The following is a 16,546-nucleotide window of genomic DNA, read 5'->3' as shown; positions in this document are numbered from 1 at the left end:
ACCGCCGCGCTGACCTGCTGGCTGCTGCGGGTCTCATTCTGGCGCTGGTGCCGCTGGATGGCGCTACCCTTTGGCTTTTTGCTGGTCGGCGTGCTGACCATTGTGTTCAGCGTCAGCCGCGACCCGCAGATGCTGTTAGCCAGCATCCGACTGGGCGCTTTCTCGATAGGGATTTCCGCACCGGGGCTGGCCGTGGCCGGGGAGACCTTCTGGCGCAGCCTGGCGGCGATGGCGGCGACGCTCTGGCTGGTGCTTAATCTGCCTTTCCCACAGCTGATTATCTTGCTCAAGCGCGGTCGCGTACCGCGGCTGTTGACGGAGCAGATCCTGCTGACCTGGCGCTTCATTTTTATTCTGTTAGACGAGGCGATGGCGATTCACCGCGCGCAAACCCTGCGTTTTGGCTATGGTAGCGTGCCGCAGGGCTATCGCTCGCTGGCGATGCTGGTGGGACTGCTGTTCACCCGCGTCCTCCTGCGCTATCAACAGATGAGCACAGCGCTGGATATCAAATTGTACCAGGGTGATTTTCACCTCTAAGGATAAGTATGCTTGCCACAACCGATCTCTGGTTTCGCTATCAGGATGAGCCGGTACTTAAAGGGCTGACGCTGGATTTTTCCCGCCATGCGGTGACCGGCCTGGTGGGGGCCAACGGCTGCGGAAAGTCGACGCTGTTTATGAACCTGAGCGGCCTGCTGCGCCCGCAGCAGGGGGCGGTGCTGTGGCAGGGAGAGGCGCTGAATTACAGCAAGCGCGGTCTGCTGGCGCTGCGCCAGCAGGTGGCGACGGTGTTTCAGGATCCGGACCAGCAAATATTCTATACCGATATCGACAGCGATATCGCTTTTAGTCTGCGTAACCTCGGGGTGGCGGAAGAGGAGATCGCCCGCCGGGTGGATGAGGCGTTGACCCTCGTCGATGCCCAGGGGTTTCGCCAGCAGCCGATCCAGTGCCTCAGCCATGGGCAGAAAAAACGGGTGGCAATCGCCGGGGCGCTGGTGCTGCAGGCGCGCTACCTGCTGCTTGACGAGCCCACCGCGGGCCTCGATCCACGCGGGCGGGCGCAGATGATCGCCATCATCCGCCGCATTGTCGGGCAGGGGCGGCGGGTGGTGATCTCCAGCCACGATATCGATCTGATCTATGAGGTGAGCGACGCCGTTTACGTTCTGCGTCACGGCGAAATACTGGCCGCGGGGGACCCCGGCGAGGTATTTGCCTGCGCGGAGACGATGGACAGGGCGGGATTGACGCAGCCGTGGCTGGTGAAACTTCATAGCGAACTGGGGCTGCCGCTGTGTAAAACCGAGGCGGAGTTTTTTCAGCGGATGCACAACAACGCGATAGGCGCGATAAAGGAGGCGTCATGACGCTGGCAGTGATGTTGCAGGGCACGGCTTCCGACGTTGGGAAAAGCGTGCTGGTGGCGGGATTGTGCCGCATTTTTCATCAGGATGGGCTGCGTACCGCGCCGTTTAAATCACAGAATATGGCGCTGAACTCCGGCATTACGCCGGATGGCAAAGAGATGGGCCGGGCGCAGATTTTCCAGGCCGAAGCGGCCGGGATTGCGCCGGATGTCCGCATGAATCCGATTTTGCTCAAGCCCACCAGCGACCGTCAGGCGCAGGTGGTGCTGATGGGGCAGGTGGCGACCAGCATGGATGCGGTGAGCTATCACCAGTACAAGCCGCGCCTGCGCGAGCAGATCCTCGCGGTCTACCAGAGCCTGGCCGGGGAGTATGAGGCGCTGGTGCTGGAAGGGGCCGGCAGTCCGGCGGAGATTAACCTGCGCGACCGCGATATCGTCAATATGGGCATGGCCGAGATGGCGCAATGCCCGGTGATCCTAGTGGCCGATATCGACCGCGGCGGGGTGTTTGCCGCGATTTACGGCACGCTGGCGCTGCTGCAGCCTCAGGAGCGGGCGCGGGTGAAAGGGGTGATCATCAATAAATTCCGCGGCGATGTGGCGCTCCTGCGCTCCGGGATAGAGCAAATCGAGGCGTTGACCGGGGTGCCGGTGCTGGGCGTTATGCCATGGCTTGACGTGGATCTCGAGGATGAGGACGGCGTCGCGCTGCAGGCCGGGAAATACCATCGCACCGACCGGCGCGATATCGACATCGCCGTGGTTCACCTGCCGCATATCGCCAATTTTACCGACTTTAACGCCCTGGCGGCGCAGCCAGACGTCCGGGTGCGCTATGTCCGCGATCCGCAGGCGCTGGCCGACGCCGACCTGGTCATTCTCCCGGGCAGTAAAAATACCCTCGGCGATCTGTGCTGGCTGCGCGAGAGCGGCATGGCGCACGCGGTCGAGCAGGCCCGGCAGCGCAAGGTGCCGCTGCTGGGGATCTGCGGCGGCTATCAGATGCTGGGCGAAACCATTATCGATGAGGTGGAGTCTGGCCTTGGCGCCCAGCCCGGGCTGGGGGTGCTGAAGACCGTGACCCACTTCGCCCAGCACAAAACCACCACCCAGGTGCAGGCGACCCTGGGGTCTGCGCTCCCGGATTGGTTAGCCGACGCGGCGGGGCTGCGCGTCAGTGGCTATGAAATTCATATGGGCGAGACGCGCCGCGAGGCAGGCTGCCCGCCGCTGCTGCAGCTGCATAAAGCGGGGCAGGCAGTGGACGACGGGGCGATAAGCGACGACGGCCTGGCGTTCGGCACCTATCTCCATGGCCTGTTCGACAGCGATGCCTTTACCCGGGCGCTGCTCAACGGCCTGCGCCAGCGCAAAGGGCTGGCGCCGCTGGACAGCGCCCTGGAGTATGCCCGCTATAAAACCCGGCAGTTTGATCGGCTGGCCGAGGCCATGCGCGAACATATCGCCATCGATAAAATTTACGCCATCATGCGCCAACATCAGGAGCCCCTATGCTGACTCTGGTTACCGGCGGCGCGCGCAGCGGCAAAAGTCGCCATGCCGAGGCGCTGATTGCCGATGCGCCGCAGGTGTTATATATCGCCACCTCGCAAATCTTTGACGACGAGATGGCCGCAAGGATCCAGCATCATCGCGACGGCAGGCCCGCCCACTGGCGCACCGCCGAGCGCTGGCAGCAGCTTGATGAACTGATCACCCCGGCTATCGCCCCAGCGGAGGCGATTTTGCTGGAATGCATCACCACCATGGTCACCAACCTGCTGTTCGCGCTCGGCGGCGACAGCGACCCCGACGGCTGGGATTACGCCGCCATGGAACGGGCTATTGATGACGAAATTGGCGTGCTGATTGCCGCCTGTCAGCGCTGTCCGGCGCACGTCGTGCTGGTGACCAACGAGGTGGGGATGGGCATTGTGCCGGAGAACCGCCTGGCGCGGCATTTTCGCGATATTGCCGGGCGGGTCAATCAGCGCCTGGCGGCCGCGGCGGATGCGGTCTGGCTGGTGGTTTCCGGCATCGGCGTCAAAATCAAATAACTCAATCGCTGGCTGACCGGGCCAGCCCTGGCAGGGATTCTGTATGCAAAATTTAAACACGGTTCTGCGGGCGATCCCCGCGCCGGACGCCGACGCCATGGCGCGGGCACAGCAACACATCGACGGCTTACTCAAGCCCCCCGGCAGCCTCGGGCGTCTGGAGGCGCTGGCGGTGCAGCTGGCGGGAATGCCCGGCCTGGGCGGCCAGCCGCAGGTGGCGAAAAAGGCCTTGCTGGTGATGTGCGCCGACCATGGAGTGTGGGACGAAGGGGTGGCGATTTCGCCGAAGGCGGTCACCGCCATCCAGGCGGCAAATATGACCCGCGGCACCACCGGCGTCTGCGTGCTCGCCGCCCAGGCCGGGGCGAAAGTGCATGTAATTGATGTCGGTATCGATAGCGAACCGCTCCCCGGCGTGGTGAATATGCGGGTGGCGCGGGGCTGCGGCAATATTGCCCGCGGTCCGGCGATGAGCCGTGAGCAGGGGCAGGAGCTGTTGCTGGAGGTGATGCGCTACACCCGCGCGCTGGCCCAGGAGGGCGTTACCCTGTTTGGCGTCGGCGAACTGGGGATGGCCAATACCACGCCGGCGGCAGCGATCGTCAGCGTTTTGACCGGCAGCGATGCGCAGGAGGTGGTCGGGATTGGCGCCAATCTGCCGCTGGCGAAGGTTGGCAACAAGGTGGAGGTGGTGCGGCGGGCTATCGCCGTCAATCAGCCCGACCCGAATGATGGCCTCGACGTACTGAGCAAAGTCGGTGGTTTCGATCTGCTGGGGATGACCGGTGTCATGCTGGGGGCGGCGTCCTGTGGGCTGCCGGTGGTGCTGGATGGCTTTCTCTCCTACGCGGCGGCGCTGGCGGCGTGTCAGATAGCGCCGGAGGTGAAACCGTATCTGATCCCGTCCCACTATTCGGCGGAGAAGGGGGCGCGTATCGCGTTGGCGCACCTGGGTCTCGAACCGTATCTCAATATGGGCATGCGTCTGGGAGAAGGCAGCGGCGCGGCGCTGGCGATGCCGATCGTCGAGGCGGCCTGCGCGATGTACCATCGCATGGGCATGCTGGCGGCAAGCAATATTGTGTTACCGAAGGGGTAAGCAGGAGATGGGGGCGGCAATGGCCGTTCCCGTTTTCGGCAGAGGTTTTGCCGGCGGCAGAAACAAAAAAACACCCTTGAGGGTGTTTGTAATGTTGGTTGCGGGGGCCGGATTTGAACCGACGACCTTCGGGTTATGAGCCCGACGAGCTACCAGGCTGCTCCACCCCGCGTCACCGTACTGCTTCATTTTGTCAAATTTGATTGGTTGCGGGGGCCGGATTTGAACCGACGACCTTCGGGTTATGAGCCCGACGAGCTACCAGGCTGCTCCACCCCGCGTCACCGTACTGCTTTACTTCATCAAATTTTAATTGGTTGCGGGGGCCGGATTTGAACCGACGACCTTCGGGTTATGAGCCCGACGAGCTACCAGGCTGCTCCACCCCGCGTCCGTGGAAGCGCACTATACTCCGCTAGCGAGATGATGCAACCTTTTTTCGACCAAATCGACATTTTTGTAAGAATTGGCTTATAAAACGCCACGTTGTGGTGTTTTTTTACACAAATCTGTGCCATCGATGAGATCGCGCATTTCAATAGCTCCGGCGCTTTGTTATCTTCAACACGCACTAAGGCTTCGCAGCAAAAGATGAGACACCATGAAAGGACGTTGGGCAAAATATGTAGCGACGGGGGCAATGCTGGCCATGCTCGCCGCCTGTTCCTCAAAACCGACCGACCGCGGTCAGCAATATAGCGATGGCAAGTTCACCCAGCCGTTTTCACTGGTAAACCAGCCGGATGCCGTCGGGGCGCCGATCAACGCCGGCGACTTCTCCGAGCAGGTTAATCAAATTCGTAACGCCTCGCCACGCCTCTATAATAGCCAGAGCAACGTCTATAACGCGCTGCAGGAGTGGCTGCGCGCCGGCGGCGACACCCGTACGCTGCGCCAGTTTGGCATCGACGCCTGGCAGATGCAGGGCGTCGACAACTATGGCAACGTCCAGTTTACCGGCTACTACACGCCGGTGGTGCAGGCGCGCCACACCCGTCAGGGCGAATTCCAGTACCCCATTTACCGTATGCCGCCAAAGCGCGGTAAGCTGCCTTCCCGCGCCAGCATCTATGCCGGCGCGCTGAGCGATAACTATGTGCTGGCGTACAGCAACTCGTTGATGGATAACTTCATCATGGACGTGCAGGGCAGCGGCTATATCGACTTTGGCGATGGTTCGCCGCTCAACTTCTTTAGCTATGCCGGGAAAAACGGCTGGCCCTATCGCAGCATCGGCAAAGTGCTGATCGACCGCGGGGAAGTGAAGAAAGAAGATATGTCGATGCAGGCGATCCGCGAGTGGGGTGAAAAGCACAGCGAAGCGGAAGTGCGCGAGCTGCTGGAGCAGAACCCGTCGTTCGTGTTCTTTAAACCGCAGTCTTTCGCGCCGGTGAAAGGGGCCAGCGCTGTGCCGCTGATCGGCCGCGCCTCGGTGGCCTCCGACCGGTCGATTATTCCGCCAGGAACCACCTTGCTGGCCGAGGTGCCTCTGCTGGATAATAACGGCAAGTTTAACGGCCAGTACGAACTGCGCCTGATGGTCGCCCTCGACGTCGGCGGGGCCATCAAAGGCCAGCATTTCGACATCTATCAGGGCATTGGGCCTGACGCAGGCCACCGTGCCGGCTGGTATAACCACTACGGCCGCGTATGGGTGCTGAAAAACGCCCCGGGCGCGGGGAATGTTTTTAGCGGCTAACTCCCCTGGCCGTGCCTGTTGACCAGGGCGCCCGGATGACGCCGCTTGCGGCGGCCTCCGGGCGCTGTCATTTTGTTCTGAGGTTCTATGTCTGTTGTAATCAGCGATGCCTGGCGCCAGCGTTTTGGCGGTACGGCACGTTTATATGGTGAAAAAGCGCTGCAATGTTTTGCCGACGCCCACGTCTGCGTGGTCGGGATCGGCGGGGTCGGCTCCTGGGCGGCGGAAGCGCTGGCGCGGACCGGCATCGGGGCGATCACCCTTATCGATATGGACGATGTCTGCGTCACCAACACCAATCGTCAGATCCACGCCCTCAGCGGCAACGTCGGGCTGGCGAAAGCGGAGGTGATGGCGGAGCGTATTCGTCTCATCAACCCGGAGTGTCGGGTGACGGTGGTGGATGATTTCGTGACCCCGGAAAACGTGGCGGAATATCTTGGCGTCGGCTTTAGCTATGTTATCGACGCGATCGATAGCGTCCGGCCGAAAGCGGCGCTTATCGCCTGGTGTCGCCGCTACAAGGTGCCGCTGGTTACTACCGGCGGGGCGGGCGGTCAGATTGACCCAACGCAGATCCAGGTCGCGGACCTGGCGAAGACCATCCAGGATCCGCTGGCGGCCAAACTGCGCGAGCGGCTGAAAAGCCAGTTTGGGGTGGTGAAAAACAGCAAAGGTAAGCTCGGTGTAGACTGCGTCTTCTCTACGGAAGCGCTGGTCTACCCGCAGGCGGACGGCAGCGTCTGCGCAATGAAGAGCACGGCGGAAGGGCCGAAGCGGATGGACTGCGCTTCCGGCTTTGGCGCGGCGACGATGGTGACCGCGACCTTCGGGTTCGTCGCGGTGTCGCATGCCCTGAAGAAGATGCTGGCGAAAGCGCAGCGTGACGCTGCGGCTTCCGGAAAGTAGTTTCCCCACCGGGCGCGGCGGCGGGAAAGCGAAATCGGGAGATTACCTTTCGCGGGCGGCGGCGAGCACCGCCTCGCTCAGGGCGCTGAGGCCCTGGCTGCGCGAGGCGCTGAGCTGGCCGCGCAGCCCCAGCTCGTCGAACAGCGCCAGCGGATCCTGCGCCAGGATCCCGGCGCGGGTTTTTCCTTCCACGGCGGTTAAAAGTACCGCCAGCAGACCGCGCACAATCCTTCCTTCGCTGTCGCCAAAGAAGTGCAGCCTGCCCTCGGCGTCCTCCTCATAGCCCAGCCAGACGCGGTTCTCACAGCCGGCAATCTCATGGGCCTGCGCTTTGCGCTCGTCGGTCAGCGTCGGCAGCTTTTTGCCCAATAAAATCAGCTGACGGTATTTATCCTCCCACTGGTTCAGCGGGGCGAAGATCTGGCGCAGCGTAGCGTCGGTAATGGTTGTGCCGAAGGGGTGCAGAGTTGTCATTAATCCACCAGAATTTCCAGGGCGCGATCCACCGCGTGGACCAGCGCCGCAACATCGTCTTGGGTATTGTAGGGGGCGAAAGAGGCCCGCAGGGTGCCGCTGACCCCTAAGGCAGCCAGCAGCGGCTGGGCGCAGTGTTGTCCGGCGCGCAGGGCAATGCCGGACTCCGCCAGCAGCGTCACCAGATCGCTGTGATGAATACCCTCAAATTCAAAGGCCAGCAGGCTTGACTGCTGGCAGCGGAAAGAGCGGAAGCCCGGCCGTTTCGCCAGTTCCTCTTCCGCCAGGCTCGCCAGACTGCGGCTCCAGTTTTCCGCCTGGCCGATATCGCTCTGCGCCAGCCACTCCAGCGCGGCGCTGAGGCCTATAACCCCGGCGACATTCGGCGTACCGGCCTCGAGGCCATAGGGGGCCGGCTGCGGCGTAAAGCCGTCAAAGCTGACCTCGGCGATCATTTTCCCGCCGCCGAGCCAGGGCGACATCGCTGCCAGCAGCTCGCTTTTGCCGTACAGGGCGCCGATCCCGGTCGGGCCATACAGCTTATGGCCGGAAAAGGCGTAAAAATCGATATCCAGCGCCTGCACGTCAGCGGGGAAATGCACCGCTCCCTGGGCGCCATCGACCATCACCACCATCCCGGCGGCGTGAGCAAGGCGGATAGCCTGGGCCAGGTCCGGGCAGCCGCCGGTGACGTTGGACATCTGGCCGATGGCCAGCACCCGGCTGCGCGGGGTAATCAGCGCGCTGAGGCTGGCGATATCCGGCAGACGGTCGGCGCCAAGCGGCAGTTTGACCACTCTGGCGCCGGTCTGCCCGGCCACCATCAGCCAGGGCACGAGGTTGGCATGATGCTCGGCTTCGCTAACGATAATTTCATCGCCAGGCTGCAGGCGCGGCCGGACGTAGCTCTGCGCCACCATATTGATGGCCTCGGTGGTCCCTCGCGTCCAGACGATATCTTTGCCGGACGGGGCGTTAAGCCACGCCGCCACGCGATCGCGGGCCGCCTCGTAGCGCTCGGTCAGCCGCTGGGCGGCGGCGAACTGGCTGCGATGGACGTTGCCGGCGCTCAGGCGATAAAACTGGTCGCTGGCGTCGATCACCGCCAGCGGTTTGAGCGCTGTCGCCGCGCTGTCGAGATAGACGCCGGCATTGGCCAGAGCCGGAAACTGCGCGCGAAAGTGCGCCGGGTTGAATGCGTTCATGGAATTCCTCGTATCAATGCCGCGATCGTCGCGCAATTTGCCGGGCGTGACAAGGTCTCTGCGTCCTGTGGAATTGTCCGAATGTGACTCCACGTCGGTCAAAGAGGGTTATGCTGAAAAGTGTTGGGTTTGTGTTTTAACCTATTACTTAACGAGTCACGAATAGTATAAATAGCCGTAAGGAGAGAAAAATGAAAATGACTAAGGCCGCTGCGATTATCTCTGCCTGTATGCTGACTTTAGGCCTGAGCGCCTGTTCCTCTAACTATGTGATGCATACCAATGATGGGCGAACCATCGTTACCGACGGGAAACCGCAAACCGATAATGATACTGGCATGATCTCGTATAAGGACGCGTGGGGCAACAAACAGCAGATCAATCGCTCTGACGTGAAACAGCTGGGTGAGCTGGACGAGTAAGGCAGTAAAAAGGCAAAAAAAAGCACCGCGCGTTGCGGTGCTACATTAAATCACTATGGACAGACAGGGTAAATGTACAGGAAGTGAAAAGGGGTAGCTTTGCTACCAGGGTCTGCAAAGACAGACCAATTGCAAACACAACAACACAACATCACAACCGTAAGCCAAAAGCTTGATGGAACACGCATTCCAAAAAAAGCTTCTCGTTCCGGCTCAGGAAGTGCCGCCACTATAGGTATTTGCTGGTAGAACCTCAACGGACAATTTATAATGGCTCAGATAAAAAAAACTAATAGGTTAATCATTGTTTCCTATTTGTTAAATTGAGTTAACATCTAAGCCAGAATAACCATGTCGAAGCGATTACCACCTCTGAATGCATTACGTGTTTTTGATGCAGCCGCACGTCATCTCAGCTTCACTCGGGCAGCCGATGAGCTTTTTGTGACGCAGGCCGCAGTCAGCCATCAAATCAAGTCTCTCGAGGATTTTCTGGGCCTTAAGCTGTTCCGGCGGCGCAATCGTTCGCTGCTGTTAACGGAAGAAGGGCAGAGCTATTTTCAGGATATTAAAGAGATTTTTTCGCAACTGACGGAAGCGACGCGTAAACTGCAGGCGCGCAGCGCCAAAGGGGCATTAACGGTCAGTTTATTGCCAAGTTTCGCCATTCAGTGGCTGGTGCCAAGACTCACAAGCTTTAACTCAGCTTATCCGGGAATCGACGTCAGGATCCAGGCGGTGGACCGTCAGGAGGATAAGCTGGCGGACGATGTCGATGTGGCGATTTTTTATGGCCGCGGCAACTGGCCGGGCCTGCGTGTGGAAAAATTGTACGCCGAGTATCTGCTGCCGGTCTGTTCCCCGCTCTTGCTCACCGGCGACAAAGCATTGAAAACGCCTGCCGATCTGGCGCAACATACCCTGCTTCACGATGCGTCCCGCCGCGACTGGCAAACTTATACCCGTCAGCTTGGTCTAAGCCATATTAATGTGCAGCAGGGGCCGATTTTCAGCCATAGCGCGATGGTGCTGCAGGCGGCCATTCACGGGCAGGGCGTGGCGCTGGCCAACAACGTCATGGCGCAGTCCGAAATTGAAGCCGGTCGTCTGGTGTGTCCGTTTAATGATGTTCTGGTCAGTAAGAATGCGTTTTACCTTGTTTGCCATGACAGTCAGGCAGAACTGGGTAAAATAGCCGCTTTCCGGCAGTGGATCCTGGCGAAAGCGGCAAGTGAACAAGAAAAATTCCGCTTTCGTTATGAACAATAATTACTTGTAGGGTAACAACATGACCAGCCGTTTTATGCTGATATTCGCCGCGATTAGCGGCTTTATCTTTGTGGCTCTGGGCGCCTTTGGCGCGCATGTCTTAAGTCAATCGCTCGGCGCGGCGGAGATGGCCTGGATCCATACCGGCCTGGAGTATCAGGCCTTCCATACCCTGGCGATTTTTGGTCTGGCGGTGGCGATGCAGCGTCGGATCAGTATCTGGTTCTACTGGAGCAGCGTATTTCTGGCGTTAGGGACCGTGCTGTTCAGCGGCAGCCTCTATTGTCTGGCGCTCTCTCATTTACGTCTGTGGGCGTTCGTGACCCCGGTGGGCGGCGTAAGCTTCCTCGCCGGTTGGGTTTTAATGTTAATTGGTGCAATTCGTCTGAAACGTAAGGGCGTTGTTCATGAATAAGGTTGTCCTCTATTGTCGCCCTGGGTTTGAGAAAGAGTGCGCAGCAGAAATTACCGATAAGGCAGCCCGCCTTGAGGTGTTTGGTTTTGCCCGGGTCAAAGAAGACTCTGGCTATGTAATTTTTGAAGGTTATCAGCAGGACGACGGCGAGAAGCTGGTGCGCGATCTGCCGTTCAGCTCGCTGATTTTCGCCCGACAGATGTTTGTGGTCGGCGAACTGCTGCGCGACCTGCCGCCGGAGGATCGCATAACCCCGATCGTCGGCATGCTGCAGGGCGTGGTGGAGAAGGGTGGCGAGCTGCGTGTGGAAGTGGCGGATACCAACGAAAGCAAAGAGCTGATGAAGTTCTGCAGCAAGTTTACGGTGCCGTTACGCGCGGCGCTGCGCGAGGCGGGCGTGCTGACCAACTATGAAACGCCAAAGCGACCGGTGGTGCATGTGTTCTTTATCGCACCCGGCTGCTGCTATACCGGCTACTCATACAGCAACAACAACTCACCGTTCTATATGGGCATTCCGCGGCTGAAGTTTCCGTCCGACGCCCCGAGCCGTTCCACCCTCAAGCTGGAAGAGGCGTTCCACGTCTTTATTCCGGCGGACGAGTGGGACGAGCGTCTGGCGAACGGCATGTATGCCGTCGATCTCGGCGCCTGCCCGGGCGGCTGGACCTATCAGCTGGTGAAGCGCAACATGTGGGTCTCTTCGGTCGATAACGGCCCGATGGCCCAGAGCCTGATGGATACCGGCCAGGTGACCTGGCTGCGCGAAGACGGTTTCCGCTATCGTCCGAACCGCAACAACATCTCGTGGATGGTCTGCGATATGGTGGAGAAACCGGCGAAGGTGGCGGCGCTGATGGCGCAGTGGCTGGTCAACGGCTGGTGCCGGGAGACCATCTTCAACCTCAAGCTGCCGATGAAAAAGCGCTATGAAGAGGTGTCGCAGAATCTGGCCTATATTCAGGCCCAGCTGGACGAGCACGGCGTTAACGCCCAGATCCAGGCGCGTCAGCTGTATCACGATCGTGAAGAGGTGACCGTTCACGTGCGCCGCCTGTGGGCCGCCGTCGGCGGACGTCGCGACGAGCGTTAATCCTTCCCCCTCAGGCCGGAGACGCGTGCGCGTCCTCCGGCCTTCCCCTTAAGGCTGCGGCGCATCCGACACAATATGCGTCACGTCATCCAGATGACCAATCCTCGCCTCGCCGGAGCGGTTGAACTTGCTTTTGTCGATCAGCAGTAGCGACTGCGCCGCCCGCTTAAGCAGGATCGATTTGAAGTCGGCATTGAACGCATTGGAGTCCCACAGCGCGCCCTGCGGGTCGATGCCTTCGCAGGAAAAAATAAACAGATCGATCTCCAGCGATTTCAGCTGGGAAATCAGCGCCGGGTTCACGTAGCAGCCATATTTCCGCTGCAGAGTGCCGCCGGAGCAGGTGAGCGTGATCTGGTCGCGTTTGGCCAGCTCCTGGCAGATGGGCTGGCTGTTGGTAAAGACGTGCAGCGGGCGGTCCGGCAGCTGGCGGGCGAGATACCAGCAGGTGGAGCTGGCATCGAGGGCGATCACCATCCCTTCGTCAATCCAGGCCAGCGCTTCGCGGGCGATGTCGGCTTTATGCGCGTAATGGCTTTTCAGGCGCATGTGGAAAGGATCGCCGCTGTCCTGGCTGCGCTGGTGGATCACTTTGGCCCGGCCGTGGTTACGCAGCACTTTGCCCTGCGCCTGCAGCTCGCTCAGATCGCGGCGAATAGTTTCCCTGCTGACGTTGAGCTGTTTTGACAACGTTTCGGTGGTCAGGCTGCTGTGGGTGATCAGGAGATCGACGATCGCCTGCTGGCGGGCTGCTTTCATTTATTCTCATCCCATCATTGATTGAGCGTCTGCATCAGGCAGACGCTCCGGCATGAGATTACGGCGTGACTCCTTTTTTTAAAAGGATATTTCCGTACTTAGCGCACTCTCCTGTGATAACGATCGCAAAGGCTTTTTGCGCCCGGTCGTAGAAGGCAAAGCGGTCAATCCGCACGATATCCGGGCAGGGGGCCTGCGCCGATAGCGCCTGCCGATAGCGCTGTTCCACCGTCGGGTCGAGCGCATCGCCTTCGACGGCGGCCATCATCACCACCGGCGGCGCATAGCTGTCTAATTCGAACAGCGGGATAATCGCCTGCAGCAGATCGCTGACTCGCAGGCCATCGGCGCGGATCACCTGCGGCCCCATGCTGTGCGCCGGGAAATGGGCATCGGAAAAAATGATTTCATCCCCATGGCCCATTTCGGCCAGCACTTTCAGCAGTTCCGGCGATATCAGCGGGGAAATGGTTTTGAGCATCTCAGGCTTCCTCTATCAGTTCAGGTTCAGTTTGCGGCCAGACATAGCGGTAGCGGTACGCGACCTGCGCTCTGGCCTGTTCTGGCGAAGAGAACTCGCCCACGCCATACCAGCCAAACATCGCCGCGCCGGCCACGGTGGTTTCGGCATCGTCGAGGACTTTGATCGGTATCCCGAGTCGGTTGGCCTTGATCTGGTTCCATAGCGCGTTGCGGCTGCCGCCGCCCACCAGCAGCAGCTCTTTCGCCCTGAAGCCGCCGATTTTTTCCAGGGTTTGCAGATGCTGCGCCAGCTGATCGCTTAACCCCTCCAGCGCGGCGCGGTAAAAATGGCCGCGGGTGGTGTTGAGCGTGACGCCCTGCCAGCCGGCGTGCTGGCTGGCGAGCAGGTCACACTGCATCCTGACGCCCTGGGCGCCGGGCGGGATCGCCTGCGCTTCGTCAATCAGCGTCTGCCATGGGGTGTCAGCGCTATACAGCAGTTTGCGCACCCACTCGAGCACGCCGGAGGCCAGCCACTGCATCCCCGGGTTATAGCGGCCCGGCTGGCTGTCCAGCTCGCAGGTGGAGCCGCTGTAGTCACAGAGCAGCGAGGTGTCGACCTGCGCGCTGCGCACCATCAGGATCTCCCAGGTCCCGGAGGAGAGCACCGGCTCATCCTGCCCGGCGCCGGCGCCAAACAGAGCGAACTGGGTGTCATGCCCGGCCGAGATAACCGGGATCCCGACGGGAAGGCCCAGCAGCGCAGCGGCCTCCGGCAGCAGGGCGCCGATCGGCTGGCCTGCTTCAACCAGCCGCGGGAACAGGCGGCGCGGCAGGCCGGTCGCCTGCAGGATCGGCGCGCTGAAATCGCGCTGCCGGAGATCGAGCATCTGGCTGGTGCCCGCCATGGTGAGGTCGGTGGTGAACTCCCCGGTCAGCCGATGGTTGATCAGCGATGAAATAAACAGCCAGGCATGGGCCTGCGCCAGCAGCTGCGGGTGGTTCTCTTTCAGCCACACCAGCTTATACAGGGTGTTGAACGCAAACGCGCCGACGCCGGCTATCTGCTGCAGCTGGCGCGCGGGCATATACTGGCTGATTTTCTCCATCACCGCCGCGGTGCGTGGGCATTTCCAGCTGATGATCGGATACAGCAGGGCGCCCTTCTCATCTACCAGCGCGCCATCGACGCCAAAGGTCGTGACGGTAATGCCGCGCACAGTGCAGGAGGCCAGCTGGTCATGGATCTGCCGACAGCAGTCGGCAAAGCGCTGCATAATGGCCTCCAGCGACCACTGGTGCCAGTCGCTTTTTTCCGCCGCGATGTCGCTGGCGTTCGCCGTTGCGGCGCGGGCGATAATGTTCCCTTGTCGATCCACGGCCATCGCCCGCACGTTCGTGGCGCCGCAGTCGAGGACCAGGATAACGTCTTGCTTCATAGTGACTCCCGAAACAACATTGCCGGATGGCGCAGCGCTTATCGGCCTACAGACCGCGCGCGTCTGTAGGCCAGGTAAGCCTGCGCCTCCGGGCGAAACCAACCTGTTAACGCTTATACAGCGGCCCGTAGTTCTGGCAGGCGCGGTAGTCCTGGCCCTCGATATCCATGCCGTGCGCGGCCCAGGCGGAAGGGCGATAGATTTTCGCCTCTTCCACGTTGTGCATGCAGACCGGAATGCGCAGCATGGCGGCGAGGGTAATGAAATCTGCGCCAACGTGGCCGATGGTCAGCACGCCGTGGTTGGCGCCCCAGTTGGCCATCACCGAGTACACATCGCTGAACGGGCCCTTGCCGGTCAGGCGTGGGGCAAACCAGGTGGTGGGCCAGGTGGAGTTGGTGCGGGCGTCGAGCTGGTCGTGCATCGCTTTGGGCAGCGCTACGCTCCAGCCTTCGGCAATTTGCAGCACCGGCCCCAGACCTTTGATGATGTTCACCCGGGTCATGGTGAACGGCACGCCGCCTTCGGTCAGGAAGCGGGAAGAGAAGCCGCCGCCGCGGAAGTATTCGTGGATCGCCGGGCACCATTCGGTCGCCGCGAGGCAGGCATCCGCCTCGCTCTGCTCAATCTCCCAGTGGGGTTTCATCGTCGGATTGCCCTGCGCGTCGCGCTGCTGGCAGGAGCCGTCCAGCGCCGCAGAGCCGGAGTTAATCAGGTGAATGATGCCGTGCTCCGCCCGCCCGGTGAGCGGCTGCCCGGTGACCCGTTCAACGGCATCCGGCGACCAGTAGGTGCGTACGTCGGCAAACACCTGGGCGGTGCCGGTGAGCTGATGGCCCATCAGCATGGCCACGCCGTTGAGGCTGTCGTTTTCGGTAGCGACGACAAACGGTTCGCGCACCCCGTTCCAGTCAAAAGAGCTGTTGAGCAGCGCTTCGGCGGTATCGCCATTGGGGTATTGATCGGTCCAGTGGCGCTGACCCTGGAAACCGGCGGCGATGGCGTTGTAGCCCAGCGACTCCTCCACCAGTCCTTTTTCTGCGAGCTTCGGGTTACCCTGCATCATGTCGCGGATGCACATCGCCATCAGCAGGCTCTCTTTCAGCACCGCGCGGCTCTGCGTTTCATTGCGCTTATACTGCTCAGCGTTCTGATCTTCGCCGTAGCGGAAGTGTTTATCCGCCCACGCCAGCGCCATCTCCAGCTCGGTTTCATCATAGATTTTTTGATCGATTCGCCGGCGCAGCTCCGTCATGTCGACAGCCTGAACCTTCATGCCGAGCCAGGACTCAAAAAAGTTGTGGTCGACGATAGATCCGGCGATGCCCATTGAGACGCCGCCCAGCGACAGATAGCTTTTCCCTTTCATACTGGCGACAGCCAGGCCGGCGCGAGCGAAGCGCAACAGCTTTTCTTCGACATCCGCCGGGATCGAGGTGTCATCGGCATCCTGCACGTCATGTCCGTAGATGGAGAACGCCGGGATCCCTTTCTGGCTATGGGCCGCCAGCGCCGCGGCCAGATAGACCGCCCCCGGACGCTCGGTGCCGTTAAAGCCCCAGATGGCCTTCGGGCGCAGCGGATCCATGTCGATGGTTTCGCTGCCGTAGCACCAGCAGGGGGTGACGGTGATGGTGACGCCGACGTTCTGGCTGCTGAATTTCTCTTCACAGGCGGCCGACTCGGCCATGCCGGCGATGCAGGTATCGGCAATCACGCACTCCACCCGGGCGCCGCAGGCGTGGCGCAGTTTCTCGCTGATAAGCGCGGCGGTGGCTTTCGCCATGTTCATGGTTTGCGCTTCCAGCGACTCGCGGACCCCCATGCGACGACCATCGATTACCGGACGAATACCGATCTTCGGTAAGC

At 60.9% G+C, this 16,546-nt stretch carries 17 protein-coding genes and 3 tRNA genes; 11 read left to right on the top strand and 9 right to left on the bottom strand.

Annotation, left to right across the window (positions count from 1 at the left end):
* The 5 genes from KHQ28_RS21055 to cobT all read left to right on the top strand — a co-directional run.
* Positions 1 to 540: energy-coupling factor ABC transporter transmembrane protein (locus KHQ28_RS21055; protein ID WP_211777674.1), on the top strand; the 540-nt coding region annotated here is incomplete at its 5' end.
* Between the two features lie 8 nt (positions 541 to 548).
* On the top strand, positions 549 to 1,373 hold the full coding sequence (locus KHQ28_RS21050) for an energy-coupling factor ABC transporter ATP-binding protein (RefSeq protein ID WP_032418388.1): 825 nt from the start codon (positions 549 to 551) through the stop codon (positions 1,371 to 1,373).
* Positions 1,370 to 2,893 (top strand): cobyric acid synthase, encoded by a 1,524-nt coding sequence (locus KHQ28_RS21045; protein WP_004174595.1) that lies wholly within the window; start codon positions 1,370 to 1,372, stop codon positions 2,891 to 2,893. Before KHQ28_RS21050 ends, KHQ28_RS21045 begins: the two co-directional genes overlap by 4 nt.
* Complete coding sequence (gene cobU, locus KHQ28_RS21040) at positions 2,887 to 3,432, top strand: bifunctional adenosylcobinamide kinase/adenosylcobinamide-phosphate guanylyltransferase (protein WP_002915611.1); 546 nt, start codon at positions 2,887 to 2,889, stop codon at positions 3,430 to 3,432. The genes KHQ28_RS21045 and cobU overlap by 7 nt, the downstream gene beginning before the upstream one ends.
* Before the next feature lie 43 nt (positions 3,433 to 3,475).
* A complete protein-coding gene (cobT, locus tag KHQ28_RS21035) occupies positions 3,476 to 4,531 on the top strand; it encodes a nicotinate-nucleotide--dimethylbenzimidazole phosphoribosyltransferase (RefSeq protein WP_004143920.1) in 1,056 nt (351 codons plus the stop codon).
* 95 nt (positions 4,532 to 4,626) lie between these two features.
* Here cobT and KHQ28_RS21030 read toward each other — a convergent pair.
* The 3 genes from KHQ28_RS21030 to KHQ28_RS21020 form a co-directional block, all read right to left on the bottom strand.
* A tRNA-Met gene (locus tag KHQ28_RS21030) sits at positions 4,627 to 4,703 on the bottom strand.
* A 32-nt stretch (positions 4,704 to 4,735) separates the two neighbouring features.
* Positions 4,736 to 4,812 (bottom strand) — tRNA-Met (locus KHQ28_RS21025).
* A 33-nt stretch (positions 4,813 to 4,845) separates the two neighbouring features.
* Positions 4,846 to 4,922: transfer RNA gene (locus KHQ28_RS21020), tRNA-Met, on the bottom strand.
* Positions 4,923 to 5,132: 210 nt separating this feature from the next.
* On the opposite strand from KHQ28_RS21020, the gene mltA reads away from it, so the two are divergent.
* Both mltA and tcdA read left to right on the top strand, forming a co-directional pair.
* Positions 5,133 to 6,230, top strand: a complete 1,098-nt coding sequence (mltA, locus tag KHQ28_RS21015) for a murein transglycosylase A (RefSeq protein WP_002915579.1) — start codon at positions 5,133 to 5,135, stop codon at positions 6,228 to 6,230.
* An 87-nt stretch (positions 6,231 to 6,317) separates the two neighbouring features.
* Complete coding sequence (tcdA, locus tag KHQ28_RS21010; RefSeq protein WP_002915577.1) at positions 6,318 to 7,139, top strand: tRNA cyclic N6-threonylcarbamoyladenosine(37) synthase TcdA; 822 nt, start codon at positions 6,318 to 6,320, stop codon at positions 7,137 to 7,139.
* A 42-nt stretch (positions 7,140 to 7,181) separates the two neighbouring features.
* On the opposite strand, the gene csdE is transcribed toward tcdA, so the two are convergent.
* Together csdE and csdA are read right to left on the bottom strand one after the other, a co-directional pair.
* The gene (gene csdE, locus KHQ28_RS21005; protein ID WP_004142894.1) at positions 7,182 to 7,613 is read right to left on the bottom strand and encodes a cysteine desulfurase sulfur acceptor subunit CsdE; all 432 of its coding nucleotides are present in this window, start codon (positions 7,611 to 7,613) and stop codon (positions 7,182 to 7,184) included.
* The gene (gene csdA, locus KHQ28_RS21000) at positions 7,613 to 8,818 is read right to left on the bottom strand and encodes a cysteine desulfurase CsdA (RefSeq protein ID WP_032418389.1); all 1,206 of its coding nucleotides are present in this window, start codon (positions 8,816 to 8,818) and stop codon (positions 7,613 to 7,615) included. The genes csdE and csdA overlap by 1 nt, the downstream gene beginning before the upstream one ends.
* A gap of 197 nt (positions 8,819 to 9,015) precedes the next feature.
* Here csdA and KHQ28_RS20995 point away from each other — a divergent pair, with 197 nt between their 5' ends.
* The 4 genes from KHQ28_RS20995 (at position 9,016) to rlmM (ending at position 12,017) form a co-directional block, all read left to right on the top strand.
* Complete coding sequence (locus tag KHQ28_RS20995) at positions 9,016 to 9,240, top strand: YgdI/YgdR family lipoprotein (protein WP_002915549.1); 225 nt, start codon at positions 9,016 to 9,018, stop codon at positions 9,238 to 9,240.
* Between the two features lie 351 nt (positions 9,241 to 9,591).
* Positions 9,592 to 10,509, top strand: a complete 918-nt coding sequence (gene gcvA, locus KHQ28_RS20990; RefSeq protein WP_002915545.1) for a glycine cleavage system transcriptional regulator GcvA — start codon at positions 9,592 to 9,594, stop codon at positions 10,507 to 10,509.
* Between the two features lie 19 nt (positions 10,510 to 10,528).
* Positions 10,529 to 10,924: a DUF423 domain-containing protein gene (locus tag KHQ28_RS20985; protein WP_002915543.1), complete on the top strand. Its 396-nt coding sequence runs from the start codon at positions 10,529 to 10,531 to the stop codon at positions 10,922 to 10,924.
* Positions 10,917 to 12,017, top strand: coding sequence for a 23S rRNA (cytidine(2498)-2'-O)-methyltransferase RlmM (gene rlmM, locus KHQ28_RS20980; RefSeq protein ID WP_211777673.1), 1,101 nt, complete (start codon positions 10,917 to 10,919; stop codon positions 12,015 to 12,017). The genes KHQ28_RS20985 and rlmM overlap by 8 nt, the downstream gene beginning before the upstream one ends.
* A 48-nt stretch (positions 12,018 to 12,065) precedes the next feature.
* Here rlmM and fucR read toward each other — a convergent pair whose 3' ends face one another.
* The 4 genes from fucR to fucI all read right to left on the bottom strand — a co-directional run.
* The gene (gene fucR, locus KHQ28_RS20975) at positions 12,066 to 12,776 is read right to left on the bottom strand and encodes an L-fucose operon activator (protein ID WP_004142883.1); all 711 of its coding nucleotides are present in this window, start codon (positions 12,774 to 12,776) and stop codon (positions 12,066 to 12,068) included.
* Between the two features lie 58 nt (positions 12,777 to 12,834).
* Positions 12,835 to 13,257: an L-fucose mutarotase gene (gene fucU / locus KHQ28_RS20970; protein WP_002915538.1), complete on the bottom strand. Its 423-nt coding sequence runs from the start codon at positions 13,255 to 13,257 to the stop codon at positions 12,835 to 12,837.
* 1 nt (position 13,258) lies between these two features.
* Positions 13,259 to 14,677, bottom strand: a complete 1,419-nt coding sequence (gene fucK / locus KHQ28_RS20965; protein ID WP_032418390.1) for an L-fuculokinase — start codon at positions 14,675 to 14,677, stop codon at positions 13,259 to 13,261.
* Between the two features lie 106 nt (positions 14,678 to 14,783).
* Positions 14,784 to 16,546 (bottom strand): L-fucose isomerase (gene fucI, locus KHQ28_RS20960; RefSeq protein WP_211777672.1); only part of this gene is annotated, 1,763 nt, incomplete at its 5' end.

The sequence above is a fragment of the Klebsiella sp. 28 genome (assembly GCF_018223905.1).
Classification (GTDB): domain Bacteria; phylum Pseudomonadota; class Gammaproteobacteria; order Enterobacterales; family Enterobacteriaceae; genus Klebsiella; species Klebsiella pneumoniae.
The sequence above is the reverse complement of the archived record's forward strand: the minus strand, read 5'-3'. Positions and strand labels throughout refer to the sequence as shown.